This window comes from Sulfuricurvum sp. (assembly GCF_028712165.1).
Lineage (GTDB): Bacteria > Campylobacterota > Campylobacteria > Campylobacterales > Sulfurimonadaceae > Sulfuricurvum.
In genome coordinates, this window is record NZ_JAQTQR010000060.1 from 1 (window position 1) to 19,030 (window position 19,030).

20 protein-coding genes are annotated in these 19,030 nt (G+C 39.1%); 12 read left to right on the top strand and 8 right to left on the bottom strand.

Annotated features, from left to right (window positions below; genetic code table 11):
• The first annotated feature begins 332 nt into the window (after positions 1-332).
• The 5 genes from PHP90_RS10590 to PHP90_RS10610 are packed head-to-tail and all read left to right on the top strand — an operon-like array spanning position 333 to position 4,884.
• Positions 333-1,376, top strand: coding sequence for a DUF475 domain-containing protein (locus PHP90_RS10590; protein WP_299929411.1), 1,044 nt, complete (start codon positions 333-335; stop codon positions 1,374-1,376).
• 13 nt (positions 1,377-1,389) lie between these two features.
• Complete coding sequence (locus PHP90_RS10595) at positions 1,390-2,016, top strand: TerD family protein (protein ID WP_299929414.1); 627 nt, start codon at positions 1,390-1,392, stop codon at positions 2,014-2,016.
• A 14-nt stretch (positions 2,017-2,030) separates the two neighbouring features.
• Complete coding sequence (locus tag PHP90_RS10600) at positions 2,031-2,960, top strand: hypothetical protein (RefSeq protein WP_299929417.1); 930 nt, start codon at positions 2,031-2,033, stop codon at positions 2,958-2,960.
• On the top strand, positions 2,953-3,690 hold the full coding sequence (locus PHP90_RS10605) for a VWA domain-containing protein (protein WP_299929420.1): 738 nt from the start codon (positions 2,953-2,955) through the stop codon (positions 3,688-3,690). The genes PHP90_RS10600 and PHP90_RS10605 overlap by 8 nt, the downstream gene beginning before the upstream one ends.
• Positions 3,691-3,702: 12 nt before the next feature.
• The gene (locus PHP90_RS10610; protein ID WP_299929423.1) at positions 3,703-4,884 is read left to right on the top strand and encodes a hypothetical protein; all 1,182 of its coding nucleotides are present in this window, start codon (positions 3,703-3,705) and stop codon (positions 4,882-4,884) included.
• Here PHP90_RS10610 and thiS read toward each other — a convergent pair.
• From thiS to PHP90_RS10635, 5 genes are read right to left on the bottom strand one after another with little or no spacing between them, the layout of a single operon-like run.
• A complete protein-coding gene (thiS, locus tag PHP90_RS10615) occupies positions 4,881-5,081 on the bottom strand; it encodes a sulfur carrier protein ThiS (protein WP_299929426.1) in 201 nt (66 codons plus the stop codon). The genes PHP90_RS10610 and thiS overlap by 4 nt on opposite strands.
• 11 nt (positions 5,082-5,092) lie before the next feature.
• Positions 5,093-5,605: an ankyrin repeat domain-containing protein gene (locus PHP90_RS10620; RefSeq protein ID WP_299929429.1), complete on the bottom strand. Its 513-nt coding sequence runs from the start codon at positions 5,603-5,605 to the stop codon at positions 5,093-5,095.
• 3 nt (positions 5,606-5,608) lie between these two features.
• Positions 5,609-6,598, bottom strand: coding sequence for an SAM-dependent methyltransferase (locus tag PHP90_RS10625; protein WP_299929432.1), 990 nt, complete (start codon positions 6,596-6,598; stop codon positions 5,609-5,611).
• A gap of 2 nt (positions 6,599-6,600) precedes the next feature.
• Positions 6,601-7,773: an aspartate aminotransferase family protein gene (locus tag PHP90_RS10630; protein ID WP_299929465.1), complete on the bottom strand. Its 1,173-nt coding sequence runs from the start codon at positions 7,771-7,773 to the stop codon at positions 6,601-6,603.
• Entirely contained in the window at positions 7,773-9,506 is a 1,734-nt protein-coding gene (locus PHP90_RS10635) for a molybdopterin-dependent oxidoreductase (protein ID WP_299929436.1), read from the bottom strand. Before PHP90_RS10635 ends, PHP90_RS10630 begins: the two co-directional genes overlap by 1 nt.
• Positions 9,507-9,640: 134 nt before the next feature.
• On the opposite strand from PHP90_RS10635, the gene PHP90_RS10640 reads away from it, so the two are divergent.
• The gene (locus PHP90_RS10640) at positions 9,641-10,639 is read left to right on the top strand and encodes a chemotaxis protein (protein ID WP_299929439.1); all 999 of its coding nucleotides are present in this window, start codon (positions 9,641-9,643) and stop codon (positions 10,637-10,639) included.
• Between the two features lie 21 nt (positions 10,640-10,660).
• Here the strand turns inward: PHP90_RS10640 and PHP90_RS10645 are convergent, their stop codons facing one another.
• Both PHP90_RS10645 and PHP90_RS10650 read right to left on the bottom strand, forming a co-directional pair.
• Positions 10,661-12,493 carry a biotin/lipoyl-containing protein gene (locus PHP90_RS10645; RefSeq protein WP_299929442.1) on the bottom strand — a complete coding sequence of 611 codons (1,833 nt, stop codon included), beginning with the start codon at positions 12,491-12,493 and terminating at the stop codon, positions 10,661-10,663.
• A 5-nt stretch (positions 12,494-12,498) separates the two neighbouring features.
• Complete coding sequence (locus PHP90_RS10650) at positions 12,499-12,825, bottom strand: hypothetical protein (protein ID WP_299929445.1); 327 nt, start codon at positions 12,823-12,825, stop codon at positions 12,499-12,501.
• 155 nt (positions 12,826-12,980) lie between these two features.
• Between PHP90_RS10650 and ppa the strand changes: the two genes are divergently transcribed.
• The 6 genes from ppa (at position 12,981) to PHP90_RS10680 (ending at position 18,802) form a co-directional block, all read left to right on the top strand.
• Complete coding sequence (gene ppa / locus PHP90_RS10655) at positions 12,981-13,502, top strand: inorganic diphosphatase (protein WP_015653254.1); 522 nt, start codon at positions 12,981-12,983, stop codon at positions 13,500-13,502.
• Positions 13,503-13,802, top strand: coding sequence for a hypothetical protein (locus PHP90_RS10660; RefSeq protein ID WP_299929449.1), 300 nt, complete (start codon positions 13,503-13,505; stop codon positions 13,800-13,802).
• A gap of 345 nt (positions 13,803-14,147) precedes the next feature.
• Positions 14,148-14,675, top strand: coding sequence for a transglycosylase SLT domain-containing protein (locus PHP90_RS10665; protein WP_299929451.1), 528 nt, complete (start codon positions 14,148-14,150; stop codon positions 14,673-14,675).
• A gap of 42 nt (positions 14,676-14,717) precedes the next feature.
• The gene (locus PHP90_RS10670) at positions 14,718-14,912 is read left to right on the top strand and encodes a hypothetical protein (RefSeq protein WP_299929454.1); all 195 of its coding nucleotides are present in this window, start codon (positions 14,718-14,720) and stop codon (positions 14,910-14,912) included.
• A 128-nt stretch (positions 14,913-15,040) separates the two neighbouring features.
• Complete coding sequence (locus PHP90_RS10675) at positions 15,041-17,140, top strand: GGDEF and EAL domain-containing protein (RefSeq protein WP_299929456.1); 2,100 nt, start codon at positions 15,041-15,043, stop codon at positions 17,138-17,140.
• A gap of 57 nt (positions 17,141-17,197) precedes the next feature.
• A complete protein-coding gene (locus tag PHP90_RS10680; RefSeq protein WP_299929459.1) occupies positions 17,198-18,802 on the top strand; it encodes a methyl-accepting chemotaxis protein in 1,605 nt (534 codons plus the stop codon).
• Here PHP90_RS10680 and PHP90_RS10685 read toward each other — a convergent pair.
• Positions 18,799-19,030 (bottom strand): CheR family methyltransferase (locus PHP90_RS10685; protein WP_299929462.1); only part of this gene is annotated, 232 nt, incomplete at its 5' end. The two genes, PHP90_RS10680 and PHP90_RS10685, sit on opposite strands and share 4 nt — an antisense overlap.

A 19,030-nucleotide genomic window follows, 5' to 3' on the forward strand; every position in this document is an offset into this window, starting at 1 on the left:
GGTAAGAAAGTGTTTCGGCAGAAATATAAGGTTCCAATGCAGATTGCGCATATGGCAATGTCATAAGTTCATGTTTCATTTTAATCCTCCTAAAAAAGAAAGTATTCACGGAACATAGTAACTTATAATGATAAAACATTATAATAAATAAATATAGATGAATTATTTATTCAGGTAAGATTTAAAAAATATGTCAGATTTTTTTCTATTTCGTTTTATCAATTTTTTTAATATTATTTACCTATTTTGAATATAAATACAAATTCTAAATAAAGTTTAAACTAATATTGTTTTTATATAATCACTAATAACAAAATAAAAGGAAGTTTTATATGAGTTCTAAAAGTACCATGAGCTATTTTAGGAGTTCAATTATTTTCGCTTTGTTCGCATTGCCGATAGGATATTGGATAGGTGGTTTAATAGGTATGTACAGCATGTCTATTTTAGCCATTCTTGAGGTGAGTCTAAGTGTCGATAATGCTGTCGTAAACGCAAAAATTCTCAGTTCATGGGATCAAAAGTGGAGAGCACGATTTATATTGTGGGGGATGCTTATCGCTGTATTTGGTATGCGTCTTATTTTCCCGATCATGATCGTTTCAGTGACGACCGACCTTTCTCCTCTTGCCGTATTAAGTATGGCGGCCAATGAACCAGATAAATATGCCGCATCATTGGAAGCAGTCCATCATGAAGTCTTGGCATTCGGTGGAGCATTTCTAATGATGGTCGCTCTAAGCTTCTTTCTAAACCAACACAAAGATGAACATTGGTTATCATGGTTTGAAAAGCCTATGACAAGATTAGGACAGATTGAAGCGATTGAAATGGCACTCGTTCTTATCACTCTTTATTTCATATCCAATCAATTAGATATGGAAAAACAAATCAAAGTTATCATATCAGGTATTTTCGGTCTCATCACCTATATTGCTGTCAAAGGCTTCGCATCACTTATGAGCTCTGGTGAAGAAAGTGCCGATGTTGGTGAGCACCTTATCAAGCAAGGGATAGGTGGATTTATTTATTTAGAAGTTCTCGATGCCTCATTTTCATTTGACGGTGTTATCGGAGCATTTGCACTTTCAAATAATATCTTTATTATTATGTTGGGATTAGGTATCGGTGCATTTGCTGTCAGATCAATCACTATTATGTTAGTAGATAAAGGGACAATGTCTACCTATCGATATTTAGAACATGGTGCATTTTGGGCGATTTTCGCCTTGGCACTTATTATGCTGATAGGATTAATCTATGAAATACCAGAATGGTTTACAGGTTTGTTGGGTGCATTTATGATTGTACTTGCTCTGATAAGCTCTATACAAGCTAATAAAAAAGATGTCGACGGAAAATCTTACGCATATTAAAAAAGGATATTCAATGCAATTTTCAACAGAAAAACTTAGCAGTAGCACAAAAGCATTTCAGTTTTCTACCGTAAAAGGTATTTCTTCTTTTAAAATGACTCTAAATTGGGAGGGTACACAAGATGTTGATTTGTCTGTATTTGGACTTAGATCCAATGGTAAAATCGATGAAAAACATTTTGGATACGTCTTTTTTTATTTTTGGCTTGAGCAGGTCAAAGCCGGTTCTGATGTATCCAGTATGATCAAAGTCAATGCATATAAAACGTATGAAACCATTGATGGTGCATTAGTCCATTCAGCTGATATTAAAAACGGTTCAACGCAAAGTGAAGATGAATGGGTTATCTTTACCCCTTCCAAAGTTGCCGATTCGATTGAAAAACTCGCTATCGTCGCGAGTATCCATGGAAACGGTTCGTTTGGTTCTGTTGAAAACACTATTTTCTCAATAGAAGATGCTGATACAAATACAACTATTCAACAATACGATCTTAGCAAAAACTTCAGTAGCTCAAAAATCATCTTATTAGGTGAGCTTATTAAAAAAATGGGCGTATGGGAGTTCCAACCTATCGGCGATTCGCACGCTGAGGCAAGCTTAGATTCGGCACTAAAAGCCTATGGTGTACCGATGTAACTGAAAATATTTACATGGCAACTACAACCCATAAAAGTATTTTTTCAGATATCAAAGATCGCTCACCCAAGGGTGAGAGTATTTTTAATTCGGCTAATTTATCTGATAACACCAGTTCAGAGAGAAAAAGTTTATTTAACAATGAACATAAGCAAGCACTTGAGCCATCGAGTATCTTTTCTGAAAAAATAGAGCGTACTATTCCGAAAACAAAAAAAATCTTTCAACTGGAATCGTTTATTCCTGAAATTTCGGATAGCATAGAATTTAATCCATCTGAAAAAAAGATACTGAATGATTTAAAATTTGGTCCCGATGATATTGAAAAATTTCTATCTTTTGATAAAGAAGTTATCGAACTATTCCAAAAAGAACTCTCCTCTTTGGTCAATATTCTCTATCGTGACGAATTTTCAAAATCCAGACAACTGCTGTCAAGACTTTTAGAAATTGTAGAAGAAAATGAAGAAGAAAGAAAATTCTTCTTTTTCAAATCAAAACGAAATACACAAGAATTGAGCGAAGAAATTAAATCTATTATCAAATCTTTAAAAGATTATGAAAACCGGATTACGGATTCAAGAACGGAACTCAATAACTATTTAGCAACGTTTGATTCCATTAAACATAATCTTACCCGATATAAAAAAATTGCTTTGTATTTACTCGAATACGGTCATTACGATGTTTTTGACAATCCACAGCAGATTAAAGCTATTTTGATTCATAAAATATCAAATATAGAGGAGAGACTTTTACAAATTGATACCGGCAGTGAGATTCATACGTTAAAGACATATTTGATCGATTTTTCTTTAATCATTGAAAATGTGATCTTACAAAACTACTCGTACTTAATTAGCTTAGCACACGAGAGTACGGAACATCATCTTGATCGAAAAAATATCATAATTCAAAAATTGAAAGGGTTTTTAAATGGCTGAAATTAAATTTTCCGTAGAGAAAAAAGCGGAAGGAATTAAGTTTAAAATTGAGAAAAAAATAGGTAGAAGTGTATCAGCACAAGTATGTTTGCTTCTCGATAAAAGCGGAAGTTTCGAAGACGAATATCAAAGCGGTCTCGTACAAGAGGTTTTACAAAATATTTTTCCGTTTGCTCTAGTTTTTGATCCGGATAAATCTTTGGATTTATTTACCTTCCATCATCGCTCGCAAGAGAGAAAATCTGTAACCCTCCAAAACTGGGAAAACTATATAAAAGATCAACGTCTTGATCGAGACAATGACTGGGGAAATACATACTACGCATATCCGATAGAAGATGCCTTAAAAAAATACGGTTTTTTGGAGATTAAAAAAACAGGAGGATTTTTGGGTTTCAATTCCACAAAAACTATGTTATTTAACCAAAACTCATCTGATGGGCATCCCGTGATATGTTACTTGGTTACTGATGGAGAAAATGCTGATAAATCAGAAACCGACAAGTTAATCAAATCGTGTCAGGACAATAAACAAAATATCTATTTTATGTTGATCGGCATCGATAATGACGGTAACCAAGATTTTAAATTTTTAGACAAACTCGCAAAGAAATATAACAATTGCGGATTTGTTACAATTAAAGACCTTCGACAATCACTTAAAAATGACACTTTTGATGAGCTAATCTTTCAAGATGAACTTATGAATTGGTTAAGCGAAAAAAAATAAAGGATAAACCCAATGAGTCTATTTAACGAAACTCTCGAAAAAAACGAAGTTAGCGTTGCCCACAACACACAAATTACACTTCATCTACCTGCCATCATTATGGACAAAATGGAACAAAACAATATAAGCTTCACCCCTGAAATGAAAGAAGAGATTCAAAAGCTTACCGAATCGTTTCCAACAACGTTTTTATCACCTACTATCGATGATTCCATAGTTAAATTCGGTTCAGATGTTGAAGTGAATCTAAAGAATTATTACAACTCGGTTCTTCAAACATTACAACCTAAAGGGATCGCACAGGTAAGAGCGATTATTAATGAATTACAAAATAACAATGAAACGACCAATGAAAGGCTTCAAGAGATAGAAAAAGAAGCAGCAGAATACTTTGATGCACCGTGGTGGATCAAATTTATTGGTCTTTTCTCCAAAAAATTATCAAAAAAAATGATAGAGAATCGAAAAAAGAACGGTGATTCCCTTATTGAGAATGCTTTCAAAAATGAACGTGAAAAAATTCAAAAATTCATGACAAATATTGATAAAAAGTTTAAAACAGAGACAGAATCGTTAATCCATGATCTGTCCATCAACAAAGAGATGATCAAAAAACATCATGAATTTACACTCAAATATGCTATTCTAGTCGCTGCGGGCTACGCCATAGTCGAAAAAGCGAAAGATGAGCTCAACCGTTCGACTGATGAAACTGCCAAACGATTGATTGAAACAAAACTTAGATCATTCGAAGCCAGACTCTTTCCTTTAGAAAGCCAACTTGCCGAAGCACCGACGAGATTTGAAGAACTTTTTATCGATGAAGACACTAAAGTAAAAACGATTATTATCTTTCAAAACAACGGCAATAAAATCATTTTAGATATTCAAAAAGCGATAATCTCTTTAGTAAGTTCATATTCCAACCGTTCCGCAATCGACTTTCTTGAATCTCAGCTCAATTTAAATGATGCGCTGAATAAAAGGGCTCAAAAAGTACGTGCCGAAACATCGATCCGTGCAACAAATTTGTTGGGTGATTTAGCAGAGCAAAGAGTCAATACCATTGCTCTAAATGCAAAGATGATTAGTGATCTAAAAACTCAATTGAATGAAGCGGAAAATATCAGTAACCAAAAACTTGATCATGCCAGAACAATTTTGCAAGAAGTAATTCGTCACTCATTCAATTAACCACCCCCAACAAAATCAAGCAACTCTATCGTGTCTCCCTCTTTTAAGGGGGTGCTGTTCCATGCATCTTGTTTTACTATTTCCATATTAAGGGCTGATGCCATAACCCTCTCCTCCAATCCCAGTGATCGGATCAAATCCAGCATTGTCGAGCCTTCAGGAATCTCTCTTACTTCACCGTTTACTTTGATCTTCATACCATGTTCCTCTACATATAAAGTTTTATCATTTGCGCCACGAGCAAATTTTTCTTTGCAATTGCAAAATCATACGGAGTCGCACCGTCATTATTTTTTAAATGAGTGTCCGCTTTGGATTTGAGTAGAAAATCAGCCACCTCTTCATTGCCGCTAAAGGCCGCCTGATGCAACGGTGTAATCCCATCATTATTGGCTAAATTAACATCTGCTCCGTGCAGTATCACAAAGGTGACAAGCTCAATATTTTTTTTCTTTACGGCCAAAATAAGCGGAGTATTGCCGTTAAAGTCCTGGGCGTTAATATCTGCGCCTTGATCAAGAAGCAATTGTGCGATTTTCAAGTCTCCCAATTTTATCGCCACATGCAGTGCGGTAAGACCTGCTTTGTTTTGTTCATCGACATTAGGGTTTACTTTAAGATAATTTTGGATTTTTTCGATATTTCCATCATAGACGGCATCATGTAAAACCCCACCAAAGGCGACCGCAAAACAGATACATAATACCAATACTCCGCGCATTTGTTATCCTTTCAGAAACCGTATCATTTTAAATCGTTCTCCCATCAAAGACGGGGTTATCAAAATTTTCACTTTTTCAAGTTCCTGTGTGTATATCTCTTCACTTGCGTGCTCTTTAAGCATCGCTAAAAGATCCAGAATACCCATCTCTACGAGGGCTACAAGCTGTGTCGCATATTGGACACATTCTATACTCTGTGAATCAAATGCCTCTTTAACATGAGTAAAATTGACATCATAGGTAATATCGCATGTGCCGTAAGCCTCTGCAAGATTTAGATCCTCATAAAACAGAGGATAAACCTGATGGTTTTGATAGACACGAATCGAAAAATCGCTCCGTGCATCCAGTTCGCCGTAATCAAAACTCATAAATTCAAAACGCTTTGCCGTCCTCAACATTGCTTCTGCGAAAGATTCATATCCTACGGAAATTTCCCCACGGTCTTGCTTGTATTTCTCTGCTAAAGCAATGATTTCAGGGGATTCAACATCAAAGAGCACTTTATGATTTTCAACACGGCCGATTTTACCTTTATACACCAACTCACAACCGAAGGCATCAAAAATTTCATTTGCCAGAAAGAAGATACATTTTTCATCCAATTCGGATAAATCTGAATAATGTTCCAATTTCACGGCATTGCCGAACGATTCATCAAAATAGGCTTGCTGCGCTTCACGCAACTGCTCAAAACGTTCAACTATGCCGAAACGAAGCGTTTGCAGTAATTGGGGGCGCAACGTATGGATAAACTCAATAATATCGGCAAGAAGATATCCATGATGGGCACCAATCTCACAAATTAGCGAGTCAGAACGTAAAAATCCCTCGTCAATACGGGCAATAATATGTTTGGCAATCGTCCCTCCAAAAAATTTCGAGGTACTTACTGCCGTATAAAAATCCCCTTTTTTACCAATCGGACGATAAGTGGCATAATACCCATCGACTCCATAGAGCCAATCGTGCATATAGTCGCTAAAGTGCACGTTTATAACACCTTCATCGCATTTTCAAGGCGTTTGAATCCTTCATCAATATCGGCTTTGGTTATCGTAAGCGGCGGTAGAAAACGGAGTGTATTACGTCCCGCTTTGAGGACAATCACGCCGGCTTCACGGGCTGCATTGATTGTTTTTGCCAATGTATCCGCATCTACGACACGTAATCCACGCATCATTCCAAGTCCGACATGTTCCAAAAACACTGCCGGATGAACCTTTGCAAATGCAGCTAATGCTGTTTCAAAATAGAGAATATGCTCATCCAGCTCACCGCTCTCTTTGATCTCGTTAAGAATATCGAGCACTTCATTTGCCGCCGCAGTGGAGAGATAATTCCCCCCGAAAGTAGAACCGTGATCGCCCGGTGCAAAAATATCTTTTTTAGATGTCATTACGACACCGATCGGAACTCCTCCGCCGAGACCTTTGGCCAATGTGATAACGTCCGGTTCGATTCCATAAAGATTTGATGCTAAAAACTCGCCTGTACGATAAATCCCGGTCTGAACTTCATCCACCATGAGCAAAATATCGCGTGATTTCAGCATTGCCGCCAATGCCTGCACTTTTGCACGATCTTGCGGCTGAACTCCGCCTTCTCCTTGCACCAGTTCAATCATCACGGCGACCGTATGATCATCGATTAAAGACTCAATCTCGTCGATATTTTTGGCGTACACGAATCCGTCAGGAAACGGACCAAAGTAATTATGCATCGACTCCTGTCCAGTAGCTTTCAATGCTGTAATCGTGCGTCCGTGAAACGAATGATCCAGAGTAATGATTTTATAACGCTTCGGTTGTCCTTCCACCTCTCCGTACTTTCGGGCAATTTTGATAGCCCCCTCATTTGCTTCGGCACCGCTGTTGCCGAAAAAACATTTCATGTCGTAACCACTGAGTTCTACAATACGGCGCGCACACGCCGCTTGCGGTTCAATGTAGTAGAGATTGGAAACATGGATCACTTTGCTTACTTGATCGCATATCGCTTTGGTTAGACGTTCGTTTGCATGTCCAACACTGCACACTGCAATACCCGCAGCAAAATCGATATACTCTTTACCATTGCTATCGATTAGAGTGGCATTTTTCCCTGACACAAAACTGACATTTTGTCGTCCGTATGTCGGCAATACATAATTTTCAAAATTGTTCATCATTTTTTAGTTACCTTTATTTTAATTTCTTGATACACGGCACTTTCACCCTCATAACTGAGCAATGCCGGAGTTAATACATTCCCATCAACAGTTCCCGAATAGATAAGAAGACAATCACGCCGCAGCCTCAGATCGTGTTTTACGATCATCTCTACGGTACCTGTGTGTGAAGAGAGCTCAACCCTCATCCCCTCATCAAACCCTGCGTCAGGATGGAAATATACCCCTTCTGCCCTGTGAAACTGCGAATTCAGCCCCTTTGGATATTTCGAGGTGATGAGATAAAACCCCTCAGAGCTATCGAAACTCAGATCTATCTCATCTAAAAACTCAAATTCACCCTTTTCAAATCCATCTTGATAGGGGATAAGAGGTTTGTGCGGACGATATCCGACACCCTCTTGATAATCGATCTGAGATTGAAGAGTTTCCAGATAAAACGGTTCACTCTCCAAATCAACCCCGAAGGCATCACACAACACACGTGTCAGCTCATATTCACTCAATCCGATTGTCCCTTCTACAACTTTACGCATTTCTTGAAGGGTATAATCACCGTATGAGCTGCGAACGTCATCTTTTTCCAAAAACGTTTTTGCCGGAATAACCAAATCAGCTGCTTGAGACGTTTCATTCTCATACAATCCGAAATAAACACTAAAGCCTGCGAGCGAAAACGAATTTTGCACCCCTCTCGTATTGGGCATTTGAGAAAGGGGATTGGCTCCTTGAATGAAAACACAATTATACTTCGAAAAATCAACGGTCGGCTTACTAACCCGATGGGTTATACTTTTAAACGGCAACTCTATTCCGCTGAGTGAATCTCCCACATAACTTACACCGCATCCGGGTTTTCCGAAAAGTCCCATTATCGCTCCGAAGCCGTCGATAGCGCGAAGTACATCGGCACCGTTTTGATATTTCTGTACCCCTACGCCGATCAGAATAGCCGTCTTTTTCCCTTGTATCAGTTCCAATATCGCACCGATTTGACCAAGAGTGACATCTATGGTGTCCAATGTCGCTTTGATCCGTACCGTTTGAGTCAGCTCATAAAAATCATTGTATTCACTTGCATGATTTTCTAAAAATTCACTATCCTGCAACCCTTCGATAACTGCAAACCGGCTTAACAACAACGCCAAATGCAAATCACAATGCGGCTTGATCTGAATATGCAGATCAGCTTTTTGTGCAATCGCCGTTTTAAGAGGATCGATAACAATGATTTTTTTACCCTCTAAAAAAGGCAATAAATGCGAATGCGTCGTATGGGGGTTCCGACCCCAAAACACAACGACCTCACTCTCTTGGATCATTTGAGGGGAAAGAATCTCATTTTTCCCGCGTCCGAGAAAAACGCCCGCTTCACCCGCTCCGTCACATAACGATCCGGATGTTCCGACCGCTTTGATGGAAGCAAAAAAATGTTCGCACACACGTTGCATTAAACCTATATTGCCGCTTCCTCGATAATAGAGCAACTGATCGGGTTTAGATGCTCTAATCTTCTCAACCAAGGTTTCAAGCGCTTTCTCCATCGATACCGTTTCACCGTTCAATCTCGGTACCGCTATACGTTCCTGCTGCGTAAAATGCTTAAGATGGGGACATAAATATCCACTCGTTACAGGGTGTGTTTTATCTCCCTTCAGTTTTCCGTTCTCATCGACATACATATGGCATGCATCATAACAATCGAGCGGACACGCAGTGGTTTGATTCATTTTTACTACTCAACTTTCATAATACACATCAAAAGAAACAGGTACACACCGATTCCCTTTTTTCTAAACGATTTAAGGGTATTTTACCCTCCTCACCCTTTAGATTTTAGTAAAAAAAATACCCGAATTAGGATATGATAAACAAATATAAAATAATCGAGGTTACTATGTCTCTTTTGGAACATGTCGATGCCGCAACCAATCTAGCAAAAAATAATGAAGTCCAACTGTTAGTCTTTAAAATCGATGCAGCAGAAACATCTCCCTATTACGCTATCAATGTTTTTAAAACCCGTGAAGTGGTTGAAGCAAAACGTCACCATCTCACTCAAATCCCCGGTGCCCATTCTCTCTTAGAGGGGACGATTGTCTTACGGGAAATGCAAATACCAATCCTCAATCTTCCCAGATGGCTGGGGGTAGAGCTTGACGATACAAAGAAAAAAGCATCAAATCTTCTTATCTGTGACTTTAACGGAATCATTATCGGGATACGTATCATGTATGCGTACCGCGTAATTAAAAAGAATTGGAATGAAATGCATTCACCGGATTCTTACCGTCTGGGTGATGACGGTGTCGTTATTAACGATACACGCCTTGATGACGGGAGTTTATGTCTTGTCCTCGATTATGAAAAACTTTTGGCAGAAGTCATCCCTCAAGCAATGGTCAATGTAGATATAGCGGCAAAAGCATTGTCGAATATCACGATTCCGGAAAAACTGAAAAACGGTGTTGTTCTCATTGCTGAAGATTCAAAAACAGCTCAACGACATTTGATCCATATTTTTGAGCATGCCCATATCGGCTATCAAATTTTTAACAACGGCAAAGATATGATTGAATTTATTGCACGACATCCGAATCCCTCTTCGATTCCTGCGATCATCACCGATATTGAAATGCCTGAAATGTCAGGCTTTACAGTTATTCAACGTCTTAAATCCAATCCTGAAACAAAATCTATTCCCATTATCGTTAACAGCTCTATGACAGGGGAAAATAATAAACGTGAAGCAGCCAGTCTTGGGGCAGACGGTTTTATTGATAAAACGAAGAGTGAAAATATATTGCCGCTTATAGTGGAAAAAATGAATGATATTGCAGCACTGAGACTTCTCCCCTCATAAAAGGGAGAAAAGAAGAACGATTTACTCGACGACAGCCAATACTTGGCCTGCTTCGATTTTGTCATTAACATTGACATTGATGGATACTATTTTACCTGCACGTGGAGCAACTACGTCGATCTCCATTTTCATTGCTTCAAGAATCATAATTTTATCACCGACATTTACACTGTCGCCTACAGATGCAACCAATTTAAATACAGAACCCGGAAGTTCAGCACAAATCGCGTTTGCATTGACAGCTGGAGCTGAAGGTGCCGCAGGTGCTACCGGTGCAGCTACTGCTGCAGGTGCCGCGACTACTGTCGGTGCTACTTGAACGCTTGCGTTTCCACCTACGATTTGTACATTATATTGTTGTCCGTCTACGATAACTGTGTAAGTTCCGTTTGCCATAAGTTGAGTCTCCTGTAGTGTTGATTGAACTGTTTCTTGTGCCGCTTTCGGGCTATTTTTTCGAACATTGACGGTTGCTTCCCCTTTGAGGAAAGCAATCCCTTTGACATCGCATGAAGCGGCGATGAAAATGTTTTCATCCGTTGCTTCAATACCTTCATCATTCAAACGCTTAGTCCAATATGTGACCGATTTTGTTTCATCCCGATCAGCAATATCGATTGCATTATCGGTAGTAGGTTCCATTTTGAGTTGTTCTTCTGCGATACGAACCACTTCTGCGTCAGGTGCAGTAGGAGTTTTACCGAAGTAACCCAAAACCATTTTTCCATAACCCGGAGCGATTTTTTTCCATGGCCCTAAAAGAGCATTGTTAAGCGCTTGCTGAAAATAAAATTGAGAAACCGGAGTTACAGATGTACCGTACCCCCCTTTTTCCACAACTTCACGCATTGCATGAATGACTTCAGGATAACGGTCCAACATATTGTTATCACGCATCATCTGAGTATTTGCTGTCAATGCACCACCCGGCATAGGTGAGAAAGGAATGAGAGGTGAGACCTGTGTCGCTTCAGGAGGCATGAAATAATCTTTCAAACAATCCCCTAATACTTCTTCGTATTTAAGAATTTTTTCGAGTTCAAGACCGCCGAGATCGAAATTCTTACCTTTTACTGCGTGCAGCATAGTTAAAATATCCGGTTGTGATGTACCGCCGCTCACAGGAGCTGCCGCCATATCGATACCGTCAATTCCCGCATCCAATGCAGCTAAATAACAAGCTACGCTTACCCCTGCAGTCTCATGGGTATGAAGACGCAAATGAGTCCCTTCCGGAACCAAACGACGAGCCATTTGAATGGTTTCATAGACTTTTTGTGGACTCGATGTTCCGCTCGCATCTTTAAAACAGATAGAATGGTATGGTATACCGGAATCTAAAATTTCACGAAGTGTTTTTTCATAGAAATGTACATCATGTGCACCTACACATCCCGGAGGAAGATCCATCATGGTCACTACAACTTCGTGTTTGAGCCCGTGATGAACGATTCGTTCACCTGAATATTTAAGATTTTCAACATCATTAAGTGCATCAAAATTACGGATCGTTGTCGTTCCGTGCTTTTTAAACATCTTGGCGTGTAAATCAACCATCTCACGGCTTCCGGTATCAAGCATTACCGTATTAACCCCGCGCGCCAATGTTTGGAGGTTTGCATCCGGTCCTACGATGGCGCGAAAACGGTCCATCATATCAAATGCATTTTCATTCAGATAGAAAAAAAGGCTTTGAAAACGGGCACCGCCCCCAAATTCGAAATGTCGGATTCCCGCCTCTTTAGCTGCCTCAAGGGCAGGGAAGAAATCCTCCATAAGTACACGTCCTCCGAAAACGGACTGAAAGCCGTCACGGAAGGTAGTGTCCATTATATCGATGTATTTTTTTGCCATTTACGTCATCCCTGCTTCATAAGATTGTTGTGGTGGTGAATCGCCGCAATTACTGCGGCCACACCCAGTAAACCGCCATTTTGAGAACTCTCGATTTCATGATGGTGTATTGCAGCTGCGATTGCAGCTACTTTTGCCCGCACATCATTGTTTTCTTGATCGTGATGATGCAACGCTGCTGCTATCGCAGCTATTTTAGCACCCTCTATACGATCAAGTGATGATGTTTCAGAAGCCATTACGGCACCTTCACTTGCAAAGTTTCGAGATTCCGGGGTATTGTTGGATTGAAATACTGAAAAATACTTCATTACTTTGTTGAGTAATCCCACTTGCTATCCCCATATATAGTTTGCACGCGTATTCGTAACACGATTCGTGATTCTATTACAAAGTTCATTAAAAAAGATTTACTGAATCTCATTTCAATGAACCTTTTAGTTTCTTTCGTTACAATCCGCATCATTTTTTAAGACGGAGAAATATCATGGATCTTAGCAAAATCGGTTACGGAGAAAATCCGGATAAAGTCAAAGCAATTATTGAGATTGCATGCGGATCAAACATCAAGTATGAAGTTGAAAAAGAGAGCGGTGCTTTAGTGCTTGACCGCGTTATGCATTCGGCTATGTACTATCCTGCAAACTATGGTTTTGTAAACAAAACACTTTCACAAGACGGTGACCCGGCGGACATTTTGATCCTTACTGAGTATCCGATGGTAGAAGGGTGTGTTACGAACTGCCGATTGGTCGGTGTTTTGATTATGGAAGACGAAAGCGGTATCGATGAAAAGCTTCTTGCCGTTCCGACTTCAAAAATTGACCCTACATTCGAAGAGATTCAAGATCTTGGCGATATACCGAAACATACTTTGGCAAAAATCAAAAACTTCTTTGAAACCTATAAAATGCTCGAGCCTGGCAAATGGGTAAAAGTAAAAGGGTTTGAAGACAAAGCATCTGCAACAAAAATCCTCGAAGATGCTATTAAAAACTACAAAGAGTAAATGACTATGATCGATTTCGGCTCACCTGATATTTTTGCGTACGCGATCTTCGGACTTATTTTAAACTTTGTCTTCTCTATTGCGTTCGGTCTGTATTTAAGCAAAAATATCGGCGTCGAAGAGATGATGCTCTCAAAAGGAGATCGTCAGCAACCTTGGTGGCTTTCAATCTCCCTGGCAATACCTTTTGCCAAAATGATTATTACCCTTTATCGGGTTGCTATTTTACAACTCTACTTTCTGGATCAAGGAAAAAGTCATAAAGAATACTGGATCTATCTCACTAGTAATGATTCGTAACCTGCAACTCTAATTTGTTAACGCTTCTTCCTTTTTTTTCTCTTCCCGATAATTTCCATAAAAAATGTTTCAATTCTACTCAATGAGCTATTTTTTTACCCTTTTTTTTATCTCTTTTAGAAAATTTTATACATTGAAACTTAAACAACAGGATGCATTTATAATATTTTAAAACAATTTATATTCATTAACTAGCCCAAACTTAATCACAGCTTTCCCGCTGTAAGGTGCTCTATCCACCTTTTCTATTAGATTTTCTTAACATATTCATTTAGAAAGGTCACACCATTGTTATCCGCTCCGTAGTACCCTAAAATTTCACATTCCATTTACGAGGTGCAACTTTTGAGATTTCTTTCCCTTATTCTACTTCTGGCCTTGTCGCTTTTTGGTGACACAATGACCCCTAAACAACTTCATGTTTTACAAACTGTACGCGATGTTGCAAAATCAATCCCTGATAAAAACGGCAAAACGTACGAAAATACAGTAAGTGCAATTTGTTTAACAGAGAGTAGTGCAGGAAAAAATACCATTGGGGATTTCCGTCATAAAAAATCTATTACCAAAGCTTCACTAGGGCCAATGCAAATTCAAGTTGCTACGGCACGCCACGTAGCACGTAATGTTAAAAAACTCCGCTGGCTAAATAAACTCACCGATATTCAATTAGCCGGACGATTATTGGGCGATATCAAGCTCTCTGCGCAAGTTGCAACCTACTATGTCATTTTGCTGCATGAACAACGTGCTGACAAATTCAATGCCATCAGCGGATACAACGGCGGATCTGTCAACCATCCTTATTACGCACGTGTTATGAAAAACATGGACATCGTCAATCATCTGGTCTCTTCCGGTAAACTCTCCTAATTAATTATAGTATAATACTTCCAACACAGAATGGAGGGGCAAATGGATGATGAAAAACTAAAAATTGTACTTGCACTTCTGAGCGGTATCATCTTTAGTCTCATTTTTATCCTATTGGCTTTTGTTCTTCCTGTATACCCTCCTAAAGTTCCTCCGAAGACTATGGATTCGGAACTTCGAAAAATATCCAAAGAATATAAAAAGAGTCAACTCAAACCTCCGCCCGAGCATCACTAAAACATTAATTCGCTATTCATTAATTCTGATCCTATTTTAATCAATTATACCGTCAACTGCAATCAATATCTGTAGAAAAATGTGGTATCATATTTTTGGATCCGATCTTGTATTGTGCAGAGGATTAAATGAATGATAAATCATTGCCACTAAATTCTAATATACTCGATTACGAAGAAGTTAGTAAGTGCGAGAGACTAAAATTCGCAATTAACTCTTCGGAAGACGGAATATGGGAATATAATATTCAAACCAATACAACTTATGTATCCAAGCGATGGTTAGAGATCATCGGATATGATGAGTACGAATACCAAAGCTCAATTGAATCATGGAAAGCACTTTTGCATCCTGAGGATAGAGATTTGGCGTTGGGAGTACTTTTAAACTCCATCGCTAATAAAATCGAAAGTGCCCATGTCCGTTACCGTGTCCAACATAAAAATGGAGAGTGGATTTGGATCTATGATCGCGCCAAAATTCTTTTTGATACGGATGGAGTACCGCTTATTGTCGCCGGATTTCGCACCGATATTACAAAACAAGTCGAACTGGAAATCCATAACGAAGAACTTGCTGCCATAGTTCAACATGCTTCGACTGAAGTATATGTAGTGGATTCTGAAACTCTACGCTACCTATATGCCAATAACGGTGCCCTTAAAGCTCTAGGATATACCTTAGATGAGCTCAGCAATCTCACACTCAAAGACATTAATCCTGAATTGACGGATAAACAGATTGAAATATTTAAACAATATCTCACTCATATTTCCCCAACCCTCAGTAATATTTCACATCATAAATGTAAAAACGGCTCACTATATCCGGTTCAAGCGAGCGTTTACAAACTCATGTATCAGGGTAAGCCTTCTATCGTTATTTTCGATACCGATATTTCTGAACTCTCTGTAACACAAGAGCAACTTCGTTATCAGGCTACACATGATGCACTGACGCAACTTCCTAATCGGATACTCTTTCAAGATCGACTTCAAATGGCAATCAAGAAAAATAAACGCTATAAAGAAAAAATTGCAGTTTTATTTCTCGATCTGGATCATTTTAAACAAATCAACGATTCTTTGGGACACCACGTCGGAGACAAACTTCTCATACGCGTTGCAAAACGGCTTCAGTCGATTTTACGTGAGAGTGATACGATCGCCCGTATGGGGGGGGATGAATTTAATATTTTTTTAGATGAGATTCATGATCCTAAAACTCTGATAGATATCTCTGAAAAACTGATTCATTCCTTTAAAGAACCTTTTGTTATCGATCAGCACCGCCTATTTACAACCTTAAGTATCGGTATTTCAATCTATCCGGATGATGGGAAAGATCCGGAAGCGTTGCTAAAAAATGCTGATACCGCAATGTATCGTGCCAAAAATGAAGGGAGAAACACCTATCAGTTTTATGCCAGTGAAATGGGTGAAAAAGCATATCAACGGATTATTATGGAAAATGCCTTGCATATAGCCCTCAAGGAGCATCAATTTGTCCCCTACTACCAACCTCAGGTTAATCTTTTAAATGGAACATGGGTCGGGATGGAAGCGTTAGTACGATGGAAACATCCAACTCTGGGAATCATCTCACCGTCTGATTTTATCCCTTTGTGTGAAGAGACAGGACTCATCCAAGATATCGATTTTTTCATTTTTGAAAGCGTTGTAAAACAACATGTAGATTGGGTAAAAATGGGGATTCAGGTTCCAAAAATTGCAATAAACTTTTCCGCAAAAACTCTCGCCAATCGTCACATTGCCAAAGAAGTGGAATCAATTATGAAATTTTACAGCTGTGCACCGCAATGTATTGCAATCGAGGTTACCGAATCACAAATTATGCGTGATCCTCAAGAGGTCATCGAAATATTAGGCGAATTAAAAGCGCTTGGACTGGAAATATCCGTCGATGATTTCGGTACCGGTTATTCTTCCCTTTCGTATCTAAAACGTTTCCCGATAGACAAACTCAAAATAGATCAAAGTTTCATACATGATATCCCGAGGGATGAAGAAGATATGGCAATTACCAAAACCATAATCGGATTGGCTCATAATCTCAAATTGGACGTTATTGCAGAAGGTGTTGAGACAATTGAACAGAAAAACTTTCTGCTCGATAACGGCTGTTTATTGGGACAGGGCTATTTGTTTTCAAAACCTTTGGATACGGCAACAATGACAGAACAACTGTCGATTCATTCGAACTTTTGAGAAGATATTTCAGAGTGTATGTTATACTTTACCTATTAATTAATATAGAGGGTATACATGTTTAATCTTTCAACAATCAAAGGTAAGCTGATTGCTTTAATGGCATTAAGCTTCATAACTTTTTTAATATTGGGATATCTTGCTTTCAGTAATAATAAAGACGGTATCAAAACCGCTACTCGAATGGTATTACTAGGTGATATCCGAGCGCATACCAATGCAGCTGCCGGAGAGCTTAGAGGTTATCAATTATATTTGAAACCAAAATTTCTGGATAATTACAATGAACGCAATCAAAAACTGCTTGAATCAATAGAAAAGCTTTCCGCGATGACACGTTCACAAGAGAACAAAGATCGTTTATCAGCTCTTGCTGCTTCTTATAAAGAGTGGAACAAAATGAATGAACCGCGTATGGCTATGATTGAAAAATATCAAAAAGCCATTTATACAGATGAGTTTGAACAAAGTGCTGAGGGACATGAACTTGAGCAAATATCCAAAAAATCCACAGATATGTATGAAGAGATGGTCAAGTCAGAACGAGCCTTGGTAAAATCGATGGAAGAAAAAAATCTGGCAACACTTGATTCCAATGCAAGCACTATCGAAATTATTATCACTGTCATTGCACTTTTTATGATGGGAATGTTTTATTTACTTATCCAAAATATTATGGGTTCCATCTCACGTTTGGAAGAGACGATAGAAGCAGTCGCTAAAAACCGAGACTTTACCAAAGATGCAAAAATAGAAGGAAACGATGAACTCTCACAAATGGGTCGCAATCTTAATGATCTCGTGAAAATGCTACGACAAGCTTTTCAAGGTATCCGCTCGGCTTCCAGCGAAAACCTCTCTGTCTCTGCTGAACTCTCTGCCACAACTCTGAGTATCGGTAAAGCCGCTGAATCGGAAGCAAAAATTGTGGCTCAAACCACAAATGAATCCGACCAGATGAAAGAGACAATGAAAGCCTCTGCTGCAGAATCCAAAATTGTGCGTGAAAAAGCCGTCGGCGCCAGAGAGAACCTTCAAGAAGCGCAATCGGCTCTCCACAACACTATCGAGCAACTTTCACTGACCGTACAAATGGAGGGAGAAATTAATGACCGTCTTAATTCACTTTCGCAAGAAGCCTCCCAAGTCAAACAGGTTCTTACCGTTATCGCCGATATTGCCGATCAAACCAATCTCCTCGCCCTGAATGCAGCGATTGAAGCGGCACGCGCAGGTGAACACGGACGCGGATTCGCCGTTGTTGCCGATGAAGTGCGAAAACTCGCTGAACGTACCCAAAAAAGTCTTGTAGAAACTAATGCTACCGTTAATGTTATTGTACAATCGATTAATGATATAACCGACCAAATGAATCACAATACTAAACGTATCGAGAGTCTGGTGGAAGCATCGGCCGAAGTGAACGATCATACCGAAACTGCGGTTGATGCTTTGGCTGACACTGTCAATGCGATTGAAAAACTCTCCAACGATACACAAAACAATGCAACCACAACCGAATCGATCATCAAAAAAATCGGTAATATCAATGAATTATCAACCTCGAATGCCCGAAGTGTCGAAGAGATTGCTGCCGCGGCAGAGCATCTGCACCAAATGACCGAGCAGCTAACGGCTCAAATCGCCGTTTTCAGAACTTAACTATGATAAATCACTCCCCGCTCTATACGCAGGGGAGAAAATAACTCTTTTGCCTGTGTATGATCATCGGCATGTCCCAGGATCAAATAACCTCTCAAATGTTCTTTAAACCGCTTTAACAGCTCTCTATTTTTAAACGAATCAAAATAGATCATCATATTACGGCTAAAAATGACATCGAAACTTCCCAAAGACTTCCATAACTCCGGATCAAATACATTTCCTGAT